At 59.3% G+C, this 17,987-nt stretch carries 13 protein-coding genes; 7 read left to right on the top strand and 6 right to left on the bottom strand.

All coding sequences use genetic code 11. The features are described 5' to 3' along the window. Positions 1–123: 123 nt before the first annotated feature. Positions 124–4,374, top strand: a complete 4,251-nt coding sequence (locus PQG80_RS09315; RefSeq protein WP_271751020.1) for an InlB B-repeat-containing protein — start codon at positions 124–126, stop codon at positions 4,372–4,374. A 67-nt stretch (positions 4,375–4,441) separates the two neighbouring features. Here the strand turns inward: PQG80_RS09315 and PQG80_RS09310 are convergent, their stop codons facing one another. Continuing rightward, the gene (locus PQG80_RS09310) at positions 4,442–5,245 is read right to left on the bottom strand and encodes an AraC family transcriptional regulator (protein WP_271751019.1); all 804 of its coding nucleotides are present in this window, start codon (positions 5,243–5,245) and stop codon (positions 4,442–4,444) included. Between the two features lie 129 nt (positions 5,246–5,374). Here PQG80_RS09310 and PQG80_RS09305 point away from each other — a divergent pair, with 129 nt between their 5' ends. Both PQG80_RS09305 and PQG80_RS09300 read left to right on the top strand, forming a co-directional pair. Further along, a complete protein-coding gene (locus PQG80_RS09305) occupies positions 5,375–6,217 on the top strand; it encodes a phytanoyl-CoA dioxygenase family protein (RefSeq protein WP_271751018.1) in 843 nt (280 codons plus the stop codon). A gap of 238 nt (positions 6,218–6,455) precedes the next feature. Next, positions 6,456–8,501 carry an amidase family protein gene (locus PQG80_RS09300; RefSeq protein WP_271751017.1) on the top strand — a complete coding sequence of 682 codons (2,046 nt, stop codon included), beginning with the start codon at positions 6,456–6,458 and terminating at the stop codon, positions 8,499–8,501. Positions 8,502–8,583: 82 nt separating this feature from the next. Here the strand turns inward: PQG80_RS09300 and PQG80_RS09295 are convergent, their stop codons facing one another. The 4 genes from PQG80_RS09295 to PQG80_RS09280 form a co-directional block, all read right to left on the bottom strand. Then, entirely contained in the window at positions 8,584–9,348 is a 765-nt protein-coding gene (locus PQG80_RS09295; protein ID WP_271751016.1) for an SDR family oxidoreductase, read from the bottom strand. 2 nt (positions 9,349–9,350) lie between these two features. Next, positions 9,351–9,737, bottom strand: coding sequence for a MerR family transcriptional regulator (locus PQG80_RS09290; protein ID WP_271751015.1), 387 nt, complete (start codon positions 9,735–9,737; stop codon positions 9,351–9,353). Positions 9,738–9,914: 177 nt separating this feature from the next. Further along, positions 9,915–10,652 carry an adenylate/guanylate cyclase domain-containing protein gene (locus PQG80_RS09285; protein WP_271751014.1) on the bottom strand — a complete coding sequence of 246 codons (738 nt, stop codon included), beginning with the start codon at positions 10,650–10,652 and terminating at the stop codon, positions 9,915–9,917. Between the two features lie 21 nt (positions 10,653–10,673). Beyond that, the gene (locus tag PQG80_RS09280) at positions 10,674–12,101 is read right to left on the bottom strand and encodes an HD-GYP domain-containing protein (RefSeq protein WP_271751013.1); all 1,428 of its coding nucleotides are present in this window, start codon (positions 12,099–12,101) and stop codon (positions 10,674–10,676) included. A gap of 186 nt (positions 12,102–12,287) precedes the next feature. Between PQG80_RS09280 and PQG80_RS09275 the strand changes: the two genes are divergently transcribed. Beyond that, positions 12,288–14,021 carry a sensor histidine kinase gene (locus tag PQG80_RS09275; protein ID WP_271751012.1) on the top strand — a complete coding sequence of 578 codons (1,734 nt, stop codon included), beginning with the start codon at positions 12,288–12,290 and terminating at the stop codon, positions 14,019–14,021. Continuing rightward, positions 14,018–15,139, top strand: a complete 1,122-nt coding sequence (locus PQG80_RS09270) for a response regulator (protein ID WP_271751011.1) — start codon at positions 14,018–14,020, stop codon at positions 15,137–15,139. Before PQG80_RS09275 ends, PQG80_RS09270 begins: the two co-directional genes overlap by 4 nt. Before the next feature lie 57 nt (positions 15,140–15,196). On the opposite strand, the gene PQG80_RS09265 is transcribed toward PQG80_RS09270, so the two are convergent. Further along, positions 15,197–15,775, bottom strand: a complete 579-nt coding sequence (locus PQG80_RS09265) for a TetR/AcrR family transcriptional regulator (protein WP_271751010.1) — start codon at positions 15,773–15,775, stop codon at positions 15,197–15,199. A gap of 149 nt (positions 15,776–15,924) precedes the next feature. Between PQG80_RS09265 and PQG80_RS09260 the strand changes: the two genes are divergently transcribed. Both PQG80_RS09260 and PQG80_RS09255 read left to right on the top strand, forming a co-directional pair. Further along, positions 15,925–16,791: an SDR family oxidoreductase gene (locus PQG80_RS09260; RefSeq protein WP_271751009.1), complete on the top strand. Its 867-nt coding sequence runs from the start codon at positions 15,925–15,927 to the stop codon at positions 16,789–16,791. A 128-nt stretch (positions 16,792–16,919) separates the two neighbouring features. Continuing rightward, the gene (locus PQG80_RS09255; protein ID WP_271751008.1) at positions 16,920–17,789 is read left to right on the top strand and encodes a YitT family protein; all 870 of its coding nucleotides are present in this window, start codon (positions 16,920–16,922) and stop codon (positions 17,787–17,789) included. Positions 17,790–17,987 lie beyond the last annotated feature (198 nt).

The following is a 17,987-nucleotide window of genomic DNA, read 5'->3' as shown; positions in this document are numbered from 1 at the left end:
TATACAGGGGGCTGACCTACCCGATTTATGGACGGGGACCTACCCGCCGGGTAGGTCCTTTCGTTTGCGCGATGTTTTATAGTTTTAGAATAAGCACGAATTTGCGCGAAAAGGAGAGAAACGATGAACATCAAACGCAGCCTTTCTCTATTAACGATCCTGTTCCTTCTATCGGGAATTATACCTTCCTGGGCGACTACCGCCCTGGCGGCAGACGACAGCGACACGGGTATAGCGCTCGTCGTATTGCACGATGACGAAGGAAAGCCGATCGCCGTCGAAAAAATGAATGACACCGACTACCTCGCAGGAAACATACTCGGGCTTGCCCGCGTTAAGCTCACGCCGATCTTATCCGACGCCAGGGCGAAGGCCGAGGTGAACGGCGTCGAGGTGAACGACGAGGGCTGGATCATGATCGACCTGGCAGTGGGCGACAATGAATTTTCGATCCTCGTGACCGCTGCGGACGGAACGACGACCAAGCTGTACCACTTGGAAATACCGCGCGTTATCGACTCTAACGCAAGTCTGCGAAGCTTGACGCTATCGGACGGCACGGAACTCGTGCCGGACCCGTCCAACGCTTTGTTGTACGCGGCCGACGTGCATTACAGCGTTAATCAAATAACGGTGACCCCGAAGGCAAGGTCCGGACTCGCAACCGTAACGGTCAACGGCGCAGCCGTGAAAAGCGGCAGTCCGTCGGAACCCATCGACCTGGGCGTGGGTCCGAATACGATCCTCATCCAGGTGAAGGCCGAGGATGGGAGTACCGTCACCTACACCTTAACGGTCACGCGAGCCGAGATAACGCTGCATACGGTCGCCTTTGACCCGAATGGCGGCAGTGCGGTTCCGAGCTTGACCGGCGTCGCATGGGGCTCGCCGATCGCCGCGCCGGTGGCGCCGATCAGAGTTGGCTACAAATTTGCCGGCTGGTCCTGGTTCAACGACGAGGGCTATGTCGCCCCATGGAATTTTGCCGCGGATCGGGTGATGAAGGACATCACGCTGTACGCGAATTGGACCAAGACGTACACGGTCACCTTCGACTCGGCGGGAGGCAGCCCGGTGGCGGGCATCCCGGACGCGATTGCGGGAAATCGAATTAATGCCCCCGCAGAGCCGACCAGGAGCGGGTATAGCTTCTCGCACTGGTATTCGAATCCTTCGAATTTATTCGATGCATGGCATTTCGATGCCAATACGGTCACGTCGGACATCACGCTGCATGCGCATTGGACGGCGAACGACGACAATGATTTGGATAATTTCTATATTTACAGGGCCGATGGCAGCCTAGCGACCTTTATTTTTAATGCCGGCACCACCAGCTATCAATACGACAGTCATGGCGATAAGACCATCTCGGTCTATCCGATCGTATTCGACGACCGCAAGATCATCACGGTCAACGGGACCGTGGTGAAAAGCGGCAGCAAGACGCCGGTGAACCTGGAACCGGGCTATCACGAGATTACGATCGTGGTGACGGCGATCAACGGAACGAAGAAGACCTATGCGATCGGCTATATCGGCTCGCTCAGCGACGATAACCGGATGGAAGCGTTGATGCTATCGAATGGCGCGGTGCCGGTCAGAGAGGGCTGGGATTACGCCGCGAATGTATCGAACGACGTGAAGAGCATTAAGGTTATACCGAAGACGGCGCATCCTAACGCTACGGTTACGGTCGACGGCGTCGCTGTAACGAGCGGCGGCCAATCGCAGGAGATCGCCCTGAGGGTGGGGGCTAATACGATCCCGATGGTCGTGACGGCGGAGAATGGGACGACAAAAGCCGACTTCACGTTAACCGTAACCCGTGCCGCATCGGGGGTGAAGTATACGGTCGCCTTTGACTCGCAGGGAGGCAGCGCGGTAGAGAGCCTGGCGGGCGTCGACGAGGAGACGACGATCGGCGAACCCGAAGCCCCGGCGAGGAGCGGCTACGACTTTGCGGGCTGGTACAGGGATGCGGGCTACGCGACGCCGTGGGTCTTCGGCACGGACACGGTGACGGCCGACACCACGCTGTATGCCAAGTGGACGGCGATCCCGGTGACGTACACGCTCGCCTTCGATACGCAGGGAGGCAGCGAGATCCCAAGCGAGACCGAGCTCCTCTCGGGAGCGACGGTAAGCGAGCCGGTACCGCCCGAGAAGGATGGATTTTTGTTCGCCGGCTGGTACAAGGAGCCTACCTACGCGACCCCGTGGATCTTCAGGACGGACAGGGTGACGGCGGACACCACGATCTATGCGAAGTGGGCGCCGGTTCCCGTGACGTACACGGTCTTCTTCCTCACGTCGGGAGGCAGCGCGGTTCCCAAAATAACCGGCGTAACCCAGGGATCCTTGATCAGCGAGCCGGAGGCGCCGACGAGAGACGGCTACGCCTTTGGGGGCTGGTATGATGGAGAAGGCTATACCACCCCGTGGAACTTCGGCACGGACAAGGTGACGGAGAACATCTATCTGTTCGCGAAGTGGACGAAGATCACAGAGACGGCGAGCGACAACGCGCTTCTCGATAATTTGAAGGTGACTGGCGCGTCCTTGGCGTTCGCATCCGAAGTTTACGCCTACCGGTCCAGCGTAGGCAACGGCGTGAGCAGCGTGAGGGTCAGCCCGACCGCAGCCGACAGCCATGCGACGGTCAAGGTAAACGGAACCGCCGTAACGAGCGGGGGCGAGTCGGGCAACATTGATCTGAAGGCTGGCAGCAACGTGATCGAGATCGAGGTACTGGCGCAAGACGGCAAGACGGCTCGTACGTATAGCCTGACGATCGTCAGAGCCGCAGCGGTGGAAGCGGGCTCCGATACGCCGATCCCGGTCACCCCGGACAAGGCGGTCACCGTCACCGTGCCCTTGGGCGTGACGGACGCCCGTGTGACGGTTACGCCGGTCGCGGTCGGCGACAGCCAAGAGGCGACGCTCCCGCTGGTCGAAGTACAGGCGGAGACTTCGCTGGGCAACGTGAGCTTGACGATCCCGGAAGGCACGAAGATCACGGCTCCTGCCGGATGGGACGGCGCGATCAAGCTGCCGGAAGTGCAGCGCGCGGACAGCGTGTCGATTCCAAGCGCCGACGTGAAGGCCGTCATTAAGGTAGGTTCCAACGATGTACCGTTGCAATTCGACCGTGCCGTCCGGCTTCTGATTCCGGGCCAAGGCGGCAGATCCGCCGGATTCGTGCAGAGCGGCGTGTTTAGAGCGATCACGGGCACGATAACGGCGGACACCCAGGAGGCGGCGGACCGGGAGATCGCCGCCGGCGGGGAAGCCGCATTGACGGTTGGCGGCGACCTGGTCATCTGGACCAGGCACTTTACGCAATTCGCCGCGTATGCGCCGGCGACTCCGGATCCCGGCATCCCGGCGGGCAACGGCAGCGGCGGCGGGACTACGGTCCAATCCGTCGCCATTCCGGCAGCCGGCGGTACGGCCACGCTGAAGGGCGTTACCGTCAGCGTTCCGGCCGGAGCATCGGCTACCGACGTCCGGATTACGGTGGACCTGGTCAGCGATGTCTCTCTTCTGCCTCAAGGCAGCGGACTGCAGCTCGTGAGCCCTGCGTATGAAGTGAAGAAGGACCCGCGTGACGATTTCGCCAAGCCTGTCGTTATCACGCTTTCTTTTGACAAGTCGAAGGTCGATCTCGTCAAGTCTGCGGTAGCCGTCTATGCGCTCGATGCGAATACCCATACATGGGTGCCACTGGAGAATGCCCGTGTCGACGCGCAGAACGGGACGGTATCCGGCTCGGCCCTGAAGCTCGCGACGTTCGCCGTTCTGGCGTCGAATCGGGTGGAGGAAGAGGAGCCGTCGACGGACGAAGCGAGCTTGACCGATCTGAGAGGGCATTGGTCCGAGGCGAACGTACGTGAGCTTGTGAAGCTGGGTGCGATCAACGGCTATCCGGATCACACGTTCCGGCCGGACGCGAACATCACGAGAGCCGAGTTCGTGTCGGTCATCGTTAAGGCGTTCAAGGTGGAGGCGCAAGCCGGCTTATCCTTATCCTTTGCCGATACGGCTAGCCACTGGGCGAAGGACGACATCGCGACCGCGGTTGCCGCAGGCATCGTAGACGGATATAGCGACAGCCAATTCGGTCCCGACGATCCGATCACCCGCGAGCAGATGGCGCTGATCGTCGTCCGTGCCGCCCGGCTGGCGGAGGAGACGGACGGCGGCGTCAGCTTCACGGACAGCGCCGACATCTCCGGCTGGGCGCGTACGGCGCTGGCTGCGGCTGCTGCCCATAAGCTGATCAACGGCTATGCGGACGGTTCGGTTCGACCGCAGGCGCATGCGACGCGCGCGGAGGCGGCTGCGATCATACGCAGGGCGCTAACGCAATAACAGTTAATCTTAAGAGCCCGCTCATTCCTTCGGGGGTGGAGCGGGCATTTTGATGAAGATCGGAGCATCATCTCTGCCGGTAAGCGCGGGGCGATGCGCCGTACCGCTGCTTGAAGAGCTTGGAAAATTGAAACTCGTCGTAGAACTGCAGAGCGGCGGCGATCTCCTTAACGGACAAGTTGGTCGTCTCCAGCGATGTCTTGGCGGAGGCGAGCTTAAGCTCCTGCATGTAGCGATGGGGGGACATGCCGGTCCTCGCACGGAAGCGGGCGAAGAAGACGGTGCGCGACAGCCCGCTCTGGCGGACGAGGTCGTCGATCGCAGCGGGCTGTCCGATATTTTTGTGCATGCGGTATAGGATGTCGTCCAGCTCGGAATAGCGGCTCCCGCTGCCCGCGTCTTGCTCCGTGGCGAACAAGAGGAGCAGCTTCTGCATCTCGAGGTTGACCATGAACTTGTAGCCCTTGGGCCTCACGATCAGGCTGTCGATCATCCGCTCGCAGAGGCGGACGGCTTCGGCCATCCTGGCGGACGACGCCGGCCGTCCAGCGGTCAAGTCGAGTAGGAGCGCCATGTCCAAGGGCTCGAAGTGGATAAAGTAAAAGTTCCATAGGTCGTCCGCGCACCGGTAGGCGCAAGGGAGACCGGGCTGTACGATCATATAGGTACCGGCTTCGAGCTCGTATCTCGCATCCGATTGCGAGAGCGTCCCTCTGCCTTCGAACGTGACGAAGATGCCGGGAACGTCGAAGCCCAGCGGCTTGGCGGCCTGATAGGTACGATTCGCCTGCACCTTCCAGATCGACCGGAAGCGGAGCTCAGGCAGCGAGAATTGATCGTCTAATCCATAAGGGATGTCCATATACGCCATTCCGCATCGCACGCTCCTAATCTGGATTAAGATAGTACGATTATACATGTTTTAACGACGACGCTCCATGGAGGCAAGCGGCTGCGCCTTATACAATAAGAGCAAATCCAACGCAAGGGAGTGCTGCAGATGTTAGTCAAGGTAGGGAGCCGCTCGCTGGAGCTCGGAGGACCGCATCTTACGGAACTGAGGGATTCGAACGATATCATCCATGACGTCGCGGCGCTGAAGGATCGGATCGCGGAGGACGGCTACTTGCTGCTCCGGGGCTTCCATGACCGCGAAGAGGTGCTCAAGGCCAGACGCGCCGTTCTGGCGAAGATGGACAAAATGGGCAAGCTGGACAGGGACACGCTGCTGGAGGACGGCTTCATGGCGGACGGCAGCAAAACGCTGCTCATGGGCGGCACGAACGAGGACTTGCCGGAGCTGCTGGACGTGTTGAACGGGGACCGCATCATGGGCTTCTTCGACGGGCTGCTCGGCGAGCAGTCGCTGACCTACCATTACAAATGGCTCCGCGCGGTCGGCAAGGGCGACTTCACTGGCGCGCACTACGACATCGTGTACATGGGGCGGGGTACGCATAACTTGTATACGGTATGGACGCCGCTGGGCGACATCGATTATGCGATGGGCGGGCTCGCGATATGCCTCGATTCGCACCGGTTCGAGGATCTGAAGGCATCGTACGGCTCCAAGGACGCGGACCGGGACGGCGTCAATCACTACACGGACGATCCGCTCGTCATTACGAATAAATACGGCGGCAAGTGGGCGACGACAGAGTACCAGGCGGGCGACATTCTGATCTTCGGCATGTTCCTCATGCATTGTTCGCTGGAGAACACGACGGGCCAGTACCGTCTCAGCGTGGACACGAGATACCAATCCTCGAAGGAGAAAGTCGACGAGCGCTGGAACGGCAAAAAGCCGCGCGGTCATGATAAGGAGCCCGATCCCGTTCAATAACCCGCAGCATCCGGCCCCGGAACTCTGAAAGGCGAATCGTGCCGCTCAGCATTCCGGGGTTTTGCTTGGCAAGTGCGTGTCATATTAACTAACCTATATGATGCTTAACAATAAATGACGTTAATTATTAGCTTAATTATATCCTAACTTCAAATAACAATTTGTCTTGTGCATCTACTTTTGCTGTGTTACCTTCATATTATGTCAGTAAACCTTACATAATGGAGGGCGTTTAATCATGGGGAAAATGAAAAAGCGAAATGTTGCGAAGATCATGGCTGCTCAGGTCTTGGGCTTGGCCTTGTTGAGCCAATCCGTTCCTGCGCATGCGATGAACGCGACGGCCTTGATTAGCGATGCAACCACGACGACCAAGGCCCTCCAGGATCTGCAGGCCGTCGTCAAGGCGGCGAAGCGGGTGAACCTCAAGGATTATCCAGCGCCGTATGCGGATAACGTGAAGTATGCGCTAAGCATGGTGAGCAACATAACGCCCAATAGCACCGTGTACAAGATCAATGAAACCCGGCTGACGCTGCAGGTCGCGCTCGATGCGCTTGCCATCGACTTGGAGAAGTCCACGATCGCGGATATGCAGGCCGCGGTGAAGGCCGGCACCTTGACGTATGAGAAGCTGGTGCAGATGTATCTGGCCCGCATCGATCTGTACAATAATTACACCGTCAAGTTAGACGCGGTAGCCAGCATCAACCCGAATGCCCTCGCGCTGGCGAAGGCGAGCGACGCCGCGGTCAAGGCGGATCCGTCCAAGGCGGCCGGCATGTTCGGGATCCCGATCCTGATCAAGGACAATATCGGTACGGCGGCAGCGGACGGGATGCCCACGACGGCCGGCTCGATCGCGCTCGCCAATAACTATCCCCAGGACGATTCATTCTTGTCCGGCAAGCTCAAGGCGTCTGGCGCCATCATCCTGGGCAAGACGAACTTGTCCGAATTCGCGAACTTCATCACCAGCGGCATGAGAAGCGGGTACTCGACGCTGCAGGGGCAGGTGCTCAACCCCTACCTGCCGGGCGTGATTGACGTCTCGGGATCGTCCTCCGGATCGGGCGCGGGCGGCGCCGCGGCGCTCGCCGCCATCACGATCGGCACGGAGACGTCCGGCTCGATCCTGTCGCCGTCGCAGCGGAACTCCCTAGTCGGCTTGAAGCCGACGGTGGGCCTCGTCAGCCGCAGCGGAATCATCCCTCTCTCGCACAGCCAGGATACGGCGGGGCCGATGGGACGGGATGTAGCCGACGTAGCGACGCTGCTGACCGCCATGCAGGGTTACGACTCCGGCGACCTGCATATCAACATGGGCGTCGACAACGAAGTCGTGGTCGATGAAGCTTACTTTAAGGCGCACGTCGAGACCTATACCGATTATCTGAAAACGGACGGTCTGAAGGGCAAGGTGCTCGGCGTCTACCGGACGCCGAACAAGGAGACGCAGCCGGATGTCTACGCGGCCTTCGAGAAGGCCGTCCAAGTGCTGAAGGACCAAGGCGCGACCATCGTCTATGGCGCAGGCGGCAAAGACATGGCGGACGAATTGCCGAGCGCGCCCGCATCCAAGGTGCTGTATTACGACTTCAAGGAAGACATCGAAAACTACCTGAAGGCCCAGAAAAACCCGATTCTGGCCAGCGACAATAAGACGGTGATCGCGAGCCTGAAGGATATCGTCGACTACAACAAAAAGCATCTGGATGTGTTAAAGTACGGCCAGACCATCCTGGAGGAAGTGTTGGGCTACGACATGACGCCGGGCTCGGCCGATTACAAGAAGAGCCAGGAGCAGAGAGCCGCGGACATCGCGTACGCGCGCAAGAACGGGCTCAACAAGCTGCTGGATACGTACAAGCTGGATGGGTTGATCGGACTGAACGGCGCGACGACGGGGATCGCCGCGAAGGCGGGCTATCCGAGCATCACGGTGCCGACCGGGTACCGGACGGCCGAAGGCGGGAACGGGGAACCGATCAATCTGCAGATTACGGGCGATGCCTTCACCGAGGAGAAGCTGATCGAGATGGGCTACGCGTACGAGCAGGCTACGCACGCCCGCGTGGCGCCGGGCATGGCCGTCAAGGACCGCTTGAAGACGCTGCTGGACGACGCTGCGGCGAACGCGCTCGGCGGCGGCGTATACGCGGATTCGCTCTCCGTATACAATAGCAACTTCTCTACGCCCAGAGAAGTGAACGACGCAGCCAATCGCCTGTACCTGGAGCTCTACCGCTCTTGGTGGTCCGGGCTGTCCAAGGAATTGAAATAGAAACGCAAGAAGGCGCCCGATCTGCACGAATCGTGCAGACCGGGCGCCTTCGCTTTGCCGCGAGGCCATCTTGCATCAAACGCTAGTCGATCGAATGTCTGAGCGACTGGTACATCTGGGCCGCGTACTGGTCGACTTGGTCCCGCGGCATGCGGAGCCGCGCTTCGGAGGTGCCGTAGCCGATCTCCTTCCGGCCTTCCTCGAGACCCTTGAAGATGCCGTCCGCGAAGGCGTCGAGCGGCTCCCCGTGCACATGCAGCCCGTCGCCGCCCAGACTCGTATTCACGGCCGGAGGCGCGACTTCGATGACTTCGACGGACGTGTCCGACAGCTGGAGCCTGAGGCTCGCCGTATACGAATGCAGCGCCGCCTTGGAGGCCGAATAGATCGGCGCGATGGCCAGCGGCGTGAACGCCAGCCCCGAGCTCACGTTAATAATCGCGGCAGCTTCGCCCGATGCGGCAAAATAAGGCGCGAACAGCAGGGACAGGTGCACGGGCGCTTCGATGTTCGTGGTGATCTCCCGGCGCAGCGCCTGCCAGTTGTCCCTGGCATCCGTCTTCAGCACATTGAAGCGCTGCTGGATCCCGGCATTGTTCACCAGCACGTTCACTCCCGGGTAATTCGCCGTGACCCAGTCGAACAGTGCGATGCGCTCGGACTCGAGATCGAGGTCGCTCGCGCGCGCGATCAGTCCCGGGCACTTGCGCTGCGCTTCCTCCAGCGCATGCTCGCGTCTGCCGGTCACGATGACCGTGTTGCCGGCCTTCGCGAAGCGCTCCGCAAAGGCAAGCCCGATGCCGGAGCCTCCGCCGGTGATTAATATCGTATTCCCTGACAGCTTCATGTTCATTCCCCTTTTCCGTGTTTGCGTTCCTGAATCTGCTTGGCGTATCGCGCGATTTTATAATCGATTCCATCGATGGAGTCGGTCATCAAGGCGATCTCGTCCAGCACGGCCTTCCGGTGGTCGTTCATCATCTTCAGCCGTCGCTCGAGGGTGCTCTCTCCCTCCAGAATCCAATCTACGTATTGTTTGATGCCGCTGATCGGCATATTCGTGTTCTTCAAGCACATGATGGTCCCCAGCAGCGTCATCTGATCTTCTGAAAATAGGCGCCTCCCGGCTTTGTCGCGTTCGATGAACGGCAGGAGTCCTTTCTTCTCATAGTAACGGATCGTGGATTCCGGAATGTGGTATCGGGCCGCGGCTTCGCTGATGGAATACACGTTCATGGGATGCCTCCATATCGATATGGCATTGTCGACAGGACTAGCATACGACTTAAACCATGGTTGAAGTCAACCGTCTATTTATCGGGTGGCGGCAGGCGAGGACATCAGAGAATTAGTTGAACATCAAAGAGGACCGGGAACTGCTCCCCGGTCCTCTCTAAAGTCTTACTGTCCGCGTTACGACGGCACGGCATAAGCCGCGACGGGCTGATCGATGCCCTTCAGCCGGTAGGTGCGGGGCTCGAGATCCGGATAATCCTCCCGGATGCTCCGGTAGGCGTCGTCCGAGATCAGGATCTCCCCGCTCTCGGCAGCGCCCTGGATGCGCGAGGCCTTGTTCACCACGGACCCGATGATCGTGAAGTCCTTGTAGGCGGTACCGAACTCGCCGATGGATGCGGTCCCCGTGTGGATGCCGATCCCGATCTTGACCGGGCCCTCCGCGCCGGCGAGACCGGACAGCTCGGACTGCATATCGCCGCACTGCCGCTGGATCTCGATGGCGGCCAGGACGGCCTGCCGGACGTGGTCCTGCCGCTCGAGGGGGAAGTTGAAGATCGAGAGCACCGCATCGCCGATCATTTTATTGATAATGCCGTCTCTCTTCCATATCGCAGGCGCGCATTCATCATAAAACTTGTCCAGCAGCCGCGCGATGCCCGCGGAGTCCGCGCGTTCCGATAGCCTGGTGTAGCCTCTCAAGTCCGCGAACATGACGGTGGCTTGAATGTCGATCTGCTTCTTCTTTTTTACCTTCGTGAACATGAGCTCGCAGACCGTGCACAGATTCGGATGCATCCGGCTGGGCTTCACGCCGATCAGCCGGAAAGGAACCGACAGCGGGCTGCGGATAAAGATCGGCATCCGCATCTGCTGCCAGCAGCCTTTGCAATATAAGCTATTGAACTCCGTCAAGCGTGCGCCACGCTCCTCCCATCAGATGGCTCCGTCGCCTCGGGCCTCCGGAACCGTCAATTCGCCTCTATCGCACAGTCCGACGAACGCGGAGACGCAGTCTGGGTCGAAGTGCGTGCCGCTGCCCTCGACGATCGTTTGCAGCGCGCGCGCCTGGGACCAGGGCTCCCGGTAGGCCCTTCGGGAGGTCAGCGCGTCGTATACGTCCGCAATGGCCAGGATTCTGGCAAGCAGCGAGATCTGCGTGCCCTTCAGCTTGTCCGGATACCCCGTCCCGTCCCATCTCTCGTGATGATGCCGGATGACGGACAGTTCCTCGGTCATGAAGCCGATGTATTTACACATCTCGTACCCGATCACGGGGTGCTGCTCGATCGCGCTTCTCTCGTCCGCATCCAGCTTGCCCGGCTTATTCAGAATCTCGCCGGGAATCTGTATTTTCCCGACGTCGTGAATGAGGCCGCCCCGGGCCAAAGCCCGTAAGCTTTCCGCATCGAGGCCCATGGCCCGGGCCAGCTGCAATCCGTACATGGCGACGCGGTAATTGTGACCCGCCGTATACGCGTCTTTCGTTTCCGTAGCGACGATCAGATTCTGCATGCTGCTAGAGATGCTTATGCGAATCCGGTTCAACGTATGCGGGGGATTCGCCTGATGGAAGGTATGCTTGATGGACAGGTTCGACCGGTACTGGGCGACGATACCGTACAACAGCAGCAAGGCCGATACGGCCAGGACGACATGATACAGCCACCAGGCCAGCGTCCACATCATGGTGGTGACCATGATGAACTCCGTGAGGAGGAGCAGCGAGGATCCGAATACGATCGCCGCATGCAGAGGAAACCGCACGACCCGGAATTGCTGAAAATACCTCCTGGCGCTCCACGCATAAAGGAAGATGGTAAGAGCCGCGAACACGCCGTTCAACGGCGAGATATCGATGGGAATGAAGTCGGAAACGTCGGGATTCACAAGCGCGGCGATATTCATCAGGACGACCAGGGCGACCCAGCCGACGACAATACGCCTGCGACGCTTCGATATAAGGCGAACGATGGCATGGTCCGACGAGAGGGTGGAGAGGAAGATCCATGCCGCGCAAGTCGTCATCGCGACCTGCGAGGCGACCCCTGCCAGATGGTATTGATCATGAATAATGAACCCGGGGGTCGAGAGGGCGTGAATGAGAAAAAAGCCGTTGAGAGAGAAGATCGCCAAGGCCAGCATCATCGCGCTCGTGTCCCGGAGCCGAATGCCCGTCCATCCGACGGCAATGGAACTGACGGCCAAGGCGAGGAGGGTCGGAGAGATCACGTAAAAGTGGAACCTGGGGAGATCCCACATGGTGTGATGTCCGGGGTAGGTCATGAAGTAGGCGTACCCCAAGAGTAACGCGATAGAGGTGATCGATACCGCCATGACTAAAGCGCGAGGTGAACGGGGCATTTTCGTTCCGCCTTCCGGCTATAAGGTTACTTTCTAATTCAATTTCAAGATTCGACATAGGGGTGTCGAATCCTGCTCGGGATTGGCCCTGCAGCGGCTTGCACGCTATCTTTTCGTAGACTATATTGAGAGAAATGGATAAAGCTAGCTATCTTTTTAAGCCACACACCTAAAGGGATTTGCCTCATGAACGACCTCGCGGAACTTATTTTTATGTTTGCTTCAGTGGTCATGACGGGCATGATTTTGTTTTTTGTGTACGGATTCAGAAAAGAGCGCGGCGTGCCCTATCTCATCGGTTTGATCGTTTGCCGGATCGTCTACTCGAGCAGCGTCATTTTGGAGAGAAGCAGCGATCTGTTAGCGGATAAGCTGGTTTTCCGCCATCTCCAGTCGACGGCGCTTAACTTAATCGTACCTTGCTTTCTCCTGTTCGTGTACGAGCTGGTCGGCCGCGACAGGTTATGGAAGACGCAGTGGAAAGTCGCGCTGTTCGCGGTATTCGCCCTCTGGTCGCTGCTGTCCTGGTTCGATCCCTGGCTTCATGTGATCTATCGTTCGGTCGCGATCGCGGACGGACAGCTCATGACGACGAGGTCGGCCTATTCGGCCGGCTTTGGAATCGCTTGTTACGCCTTATTGGCCGCGTGCCTTTATTTTGTGTTTCAGTATTTACGGAGCATCCGCGGCGACTTCCGCAGGCCGGGGATGTGGGTATTGTTCCTCAGTACCTTTCCGGTCGTGCTGGAGATGGCCAAGCTCGTCAGGCCCGACTGGTCGTCCTGGCTGCTTCCGTTTTCGGTGTACTGCGGATTCACGGGGACATTGATGCTCGCGATTATGCTGCGGATCAAGTTTTTCTCCACCGTGCCGATCGCCAGGAACATCGTGCTCGATACGATCCAGGAGAGCATCGTCATCGCCAATGCATCCGGGAAGATCATCGACAGCAATATCCAGGCTGCCAAGTGGTTCTCGGAGATGGGCCATGGCGATATCGACGGCCGGAATATGGCGGAGCTGCTCGAGCCGTGGCCGGCATGGCTGGCGCTATGCAAGGCGATGAAGCAGGGACGCACGGAGATTGAAGTCCGGCTGGACGGCCATCGATACGTATACAGCGTGACCGTGTATCCGCTGCAGATCCTGCGGAAGCAGGGCCAGGGCAGCATCTCCCTGATCGTCGACATTACGGAGAAGGCGCGGCATCTGGAGCAGATCGCGGAGCTGAATCGGCTCAAGGATCAGCTGTTTACGATCGTGTCGCACGACATTCGCAGCCCGTTGGCGCTGCAGTATCAGCTGATCGAATTGCTGGAAGACGAGATCGACGCCGTCGACCCCGATCATCGGGAGATCGTCGGGAAGCTGGGGGAGCAGATCCGCGGCACGCTCGGCATGACCAACAATCTGCTCGAGTGGTTCCGCAGCCAGCGTGACGACATGGCGCTTCGTCCGCAGCCCTTGGCGTTGGCCGAAGTCGTAGAGGACGGCTGCCGGCTGCTGCGCCTGCAGAGCGAGGCCAAGCGGATTCGGGTGAGTCACTCGATTGCCCCCGATATGCGGGTGTATGCCGACCGGGAAGCGCTGGGGCTTATTATCCGCAACCTGCTCTCCAACGCTATCAAGTTCACCGGAGCGGGCGGAACCGTCCACGTGGACGCCAGGCCATCCGGGGATAGGGTCGTCGTGTCCGTCCGCGACGACGGAGTAGGCATGGGAGAAGAGCAGGTACGCGGGCTATTCGATCAGAAGCGGCTGAGCTCGTTGCCCGGCACGTCGGGAGAGAAGGGGACGGGACTCGGACTGCTCGTCAGCCGGCAGTTCGCGCAGCGCAGCGGCGGAACGCTGTGGGCGGAGAGTCGGCCGGGCCAAGGAAGCGTATTTTACTTCACCATGAGGAGCGAGGCAGAAGGATGAAGATACTCATCGTGGACGATGAACCGGTCATGCGATTGGCGATGAAGCGGCTGCTGTCCAAGATAGAGGACGTCGAGCTGGTCGGAAGCTTCCAGAGCGCGGCCGGCGTACTGGACTTCGTTCGCGACGGGGACGTGGATCTCGCCTTCCTCGATATTCAGTTGGGCGCGGACGACGGATTGGCGTTGGCCCGCGGCTTACGGTCGGTTCGCGCCGATCTCGACATCGTGTTTACGACCTCCCATGCGGATTATGCCATCGAAGCCTACGATGTATATCCGCTGGATTATATGGTGAAGCCGATCTCCAGGAAGCGCCTGGAGCAGACGATCGCCAGAGCGGCAGGCAGACGCGGCGCTTCCATCGACCGTGCAGGCGATCCTGCGCCTAACCGGCTGACGATCCGGGGGCTGGGGTGCTTCGAAGCCGCCAGCTTGCAGGCGGGTGCGGTGAAGTGGATGTCCAAGAAAAGCACGGAGCTGTTCGCCTATCTGCTCGTCCATCGAGGACGAAGCGTCGCCAAGGTCCGGATCCTGGAGGATATTTTCCCGGGCATGCCGCTTAAGAATGCGGAGACGTATCTGCACACGGCTGTCTATCAGCTGCGAAAAGCGCTGTCGCAACATGGCCTCAAGGATATGGTTCAGTCTGCGCAAGAGCAGTACGGCCTGGATCTGGAGCATGCGGATGTCGACTTCATCCAGTTCGAGCAGGGCGTGGAGCGGCTATCCCAGATCGACGCGGCGAGCGAAGCCGCGGCCATCGAGCTGGAACGACAATTTACGGGCGGGCTGTTCGAGAACAAGTCGTTCGAGTGGGCGACCGCGGAGCGCGAGCGGCTGGCGATTCTGTACGACGCCTTCGCCAAGCGTCTGGCAAGCTGGCTGCTCGAGGGGCAGCGGTACAGAGAAGCCGTGCAGATCGCGAGGAGAATCGTATCCGGGAACGAGTACGAAGAAGAGTCGAACTTGCTGCTGCTTGAGCTATTCGGCGCGATAGGGGACCGGCAGTCCTTTCACAGCCATTACGAGCGCTATACGCACCTGCTGCATCAGGAGCTCGGGCTGCAGCCCTCGGAGAAGTTCCGCCGGCTCTATGAGCGATATATTGAAGCGTAGCCCCTCCTACGAGGGGTTTTTGGCGCTTGAGGCGTCAACGCGAAGCGGCGTCTGCGCTCAACGGACCGGGCGGTCCGTCCGAACCATCATCGCGACGGCGCTAGCGACGTATTCCCTCAAGGCGCCCTGGTTCTTCGCGGAATCGGGATCAAGCGAAGGGCCAAAGGGATTCGTCGCCGCCCACGCGGTAGAGAGCGTCATGACGGCCGTTAACAAAAAGGAGGGCGAGAGCGCCGATCCCACGCGGCCTTCGCCTTGAGCGCGGCCGATTTTTTGGATTTTCTCCTCGTGAGCGGAGATTCGCTCGGGGGGGTTGTCCGTCCTTTGCTCTAGGTTCGCCCACATCAATAGCCGCATCACGTCCGGATGCGACATGGCAAAGTCGAATACCTTGACCGCGAAGGCCGGGAGATCGTCGGGCGAGAACGGAATCTCCTCGAACGCGCGGTTGAGGTTTTTTTGAAGAACGGTGGTGAACAGCGTTTCCTTGTTCTCAAAATAAATATAGATCAAATTCTTATTGCAGCCGGCGGTCTTCGCGATGCGGTCGACCCGGGCTCCGGCTATGCCGTAGGCGGAGAACTCGTCCATCGCGGCGTCCAAGATCCGTTCGCGCGTTGCTTCGGCATTTCTCATGGATAACCATCCTTACGGTGAATTTGCAGGAATACCAGGATTCCTGCCTTAGTATATCACTTGACTAAACGGTTAGAACACACTATATTATAACTAACCGGTTAGTTACTAAGGTGAATCGGAATCTACAGAAAAGCAGGTTTTGCGCAATGGCACAACGGACTTGGTTTATCACGGGTATCAATAGCGGTTTTGGACGGCAGATGGCCGAGCAGCTGCTGGCGCGGGGCGATCGCGTGGCGGGTACGGTCCGCCATGCGAATGCGGTGGACGATCTAAAGGCGGCGTACGGCGATCAGCTATGGGTCGCGCGTCTTGACATGACTGACGTCCCGGCCATTTATGCGGTCGTAGACCGGGCCTTCGGCGAGCTGGGCAGGACCGACGTCGTGGTCAGCAATGCCGGCTACGGCCTGTTCGGCGCGGCGGAGGAACTGACCAACGAGCAGATCGCCCATCAGATCGACACCAACCTGATCGGCTCCATCCAGCTCGTGCGCGCTTCCTTGCCGCACTTGCGCGCGCAAGGTGGCGGGCACATCCTCCAGCTCTCTACGGTAGGCGGTCAGGCTGCGTTCCCCGGAGGCTCTCTGTATCACGCGACGAAGTGGGGGATCGAAGGCTTTGCCGAAGCGGTGATGCAGGAGGTTGCTCCGTTCAATATCGGCGTGACGATCGTCGAGCCCGGCGGGGCGCGGACGAATTTTAGGTATGGCAGTTCCAAGCTGGCTCCCCGATTGGAGGCCTACGACGTCTCCCCGGCCTCTCATGTGAGGCGTATCTTGGAGGAAGGCACGGCCGTATCGATAGGGGATCCTGCGAAAATGGTCAAGATCATGATCGACAGCGTCGCTCAGCATCCGGCACCGAAAAGAATCGCGCTCGGCAGCGATTCCTTTCAGGCGATCCATCAAGCGCTCACCGGCCGCCTCGCGGCGCTGGAAGCGCAGCGGGCGCTCGCATTCTCGACGGATTTCCCGGAGGCGGGCGCGTCCGCTGCCGCCGACAAGTCCTGATCGACCCGCTGATTCATCGGCCCAAGCGCACCTCGCCCGGTCTGTAGCGCAGACCCCGCGGGGTGCGCTTTTGATTGCGATCGGCTAGAATTAAACCAAACAGTGAATCCCGGAAGCGAGGTTGAGAAATGAAGGGCAAGAAGAAACCATCCGCGTTACTTCGAAAAGCGTTAAGGGCATTAGCCGTAATCATAGGCGGCTTCATCACGGCCTACGGTCTGGAAGCCGTATTAATTCCGAACGATGTGTCCGACGGCGGCGTGACGGGACTAAGCATCGTGGGGTCGGAGCTGATCGGACTGCCGCTCGGCCTATTGATCGCGATCCTGAATATCCCGTTCATTTTCCTCGGCTACAAGCAGATCGGCAAAAGCTTCGCGATCAACTCCGTGCTCGGCATCGCTTCGCTGGCGATCGGCACGATCACGATGCATCATATTAAGCCTATACTTGACGGCGACACGCTGCTCGTAACCGTAGTCGGCGGTATTATCATCGGCTTCGGCATGGGTCTGGCGCTGCGTAACGGCGGCGCCCTGGACGGGATCGACATGCTCGCCGTATTGCTGTCCCGCAAGCTGCCCTTCGGCACCAGCGACCTGATCTTGTTCCTGAATGCGTTCGTGTTCATCGTCGTCTCGACCGTGTTCGGCCTGCAAGGGGCCATCATGTCGGGCATCGCTTATTATATCGCCTCCAAGGTGATCCATATCGTCGAAGAAGGCTTGAGCGGCGCCAAGACGTTCAAGATCATTACCAAACACCCCGAGGTCATGGTCGAGACCATTCGCGACCGCTTAGGGCGCGGGGCGACCTACAATCTGGTGGAGGGCGGATACTCCAACGAACAGTTCAAGGAGATCACCTGCGTCATCAACCGTCTGGAAGAAAGCAAGTTGAAGGAAATCATCTACGAGCTCGATCCGGGCGCCTTTGTCATGGTTTACGACGTGGCCGAGGTGAAGGGCGGAAACTTCAAGAAGCACGATATCCATTAATGCTCACGCCTGAGGCTCTTTAAAAAAGTTTTTTGAACTGAAGAGGCGCGCGCGGCATACAGCCGAGCGATCGGGCTTAGCGCGGACGCGTCCGTAAGGCAGTTCCTCCGCCGTGAGGCCGCTGCGATAGAGGCGAATTAGCGATAAAGGCGTCGAAAAAGGCACCCTGCGAGGGTGCCTTTCGCGTGTCGCTTCAGG

The organism is Cohnella rhizoplanae (assembly GCF_948329515.1).
Lineage (GTDB): Bacteria > Bacillota > Bacilli > Paenibacillales > Paenibacillaceae > Cohnella > Cohnella rhizoplanae.
The sequence above is the reverse complement of the archived record's forward strand: the minus strand, read 5'-3'. Positions and strand labels throughout refer to the sequence as shown.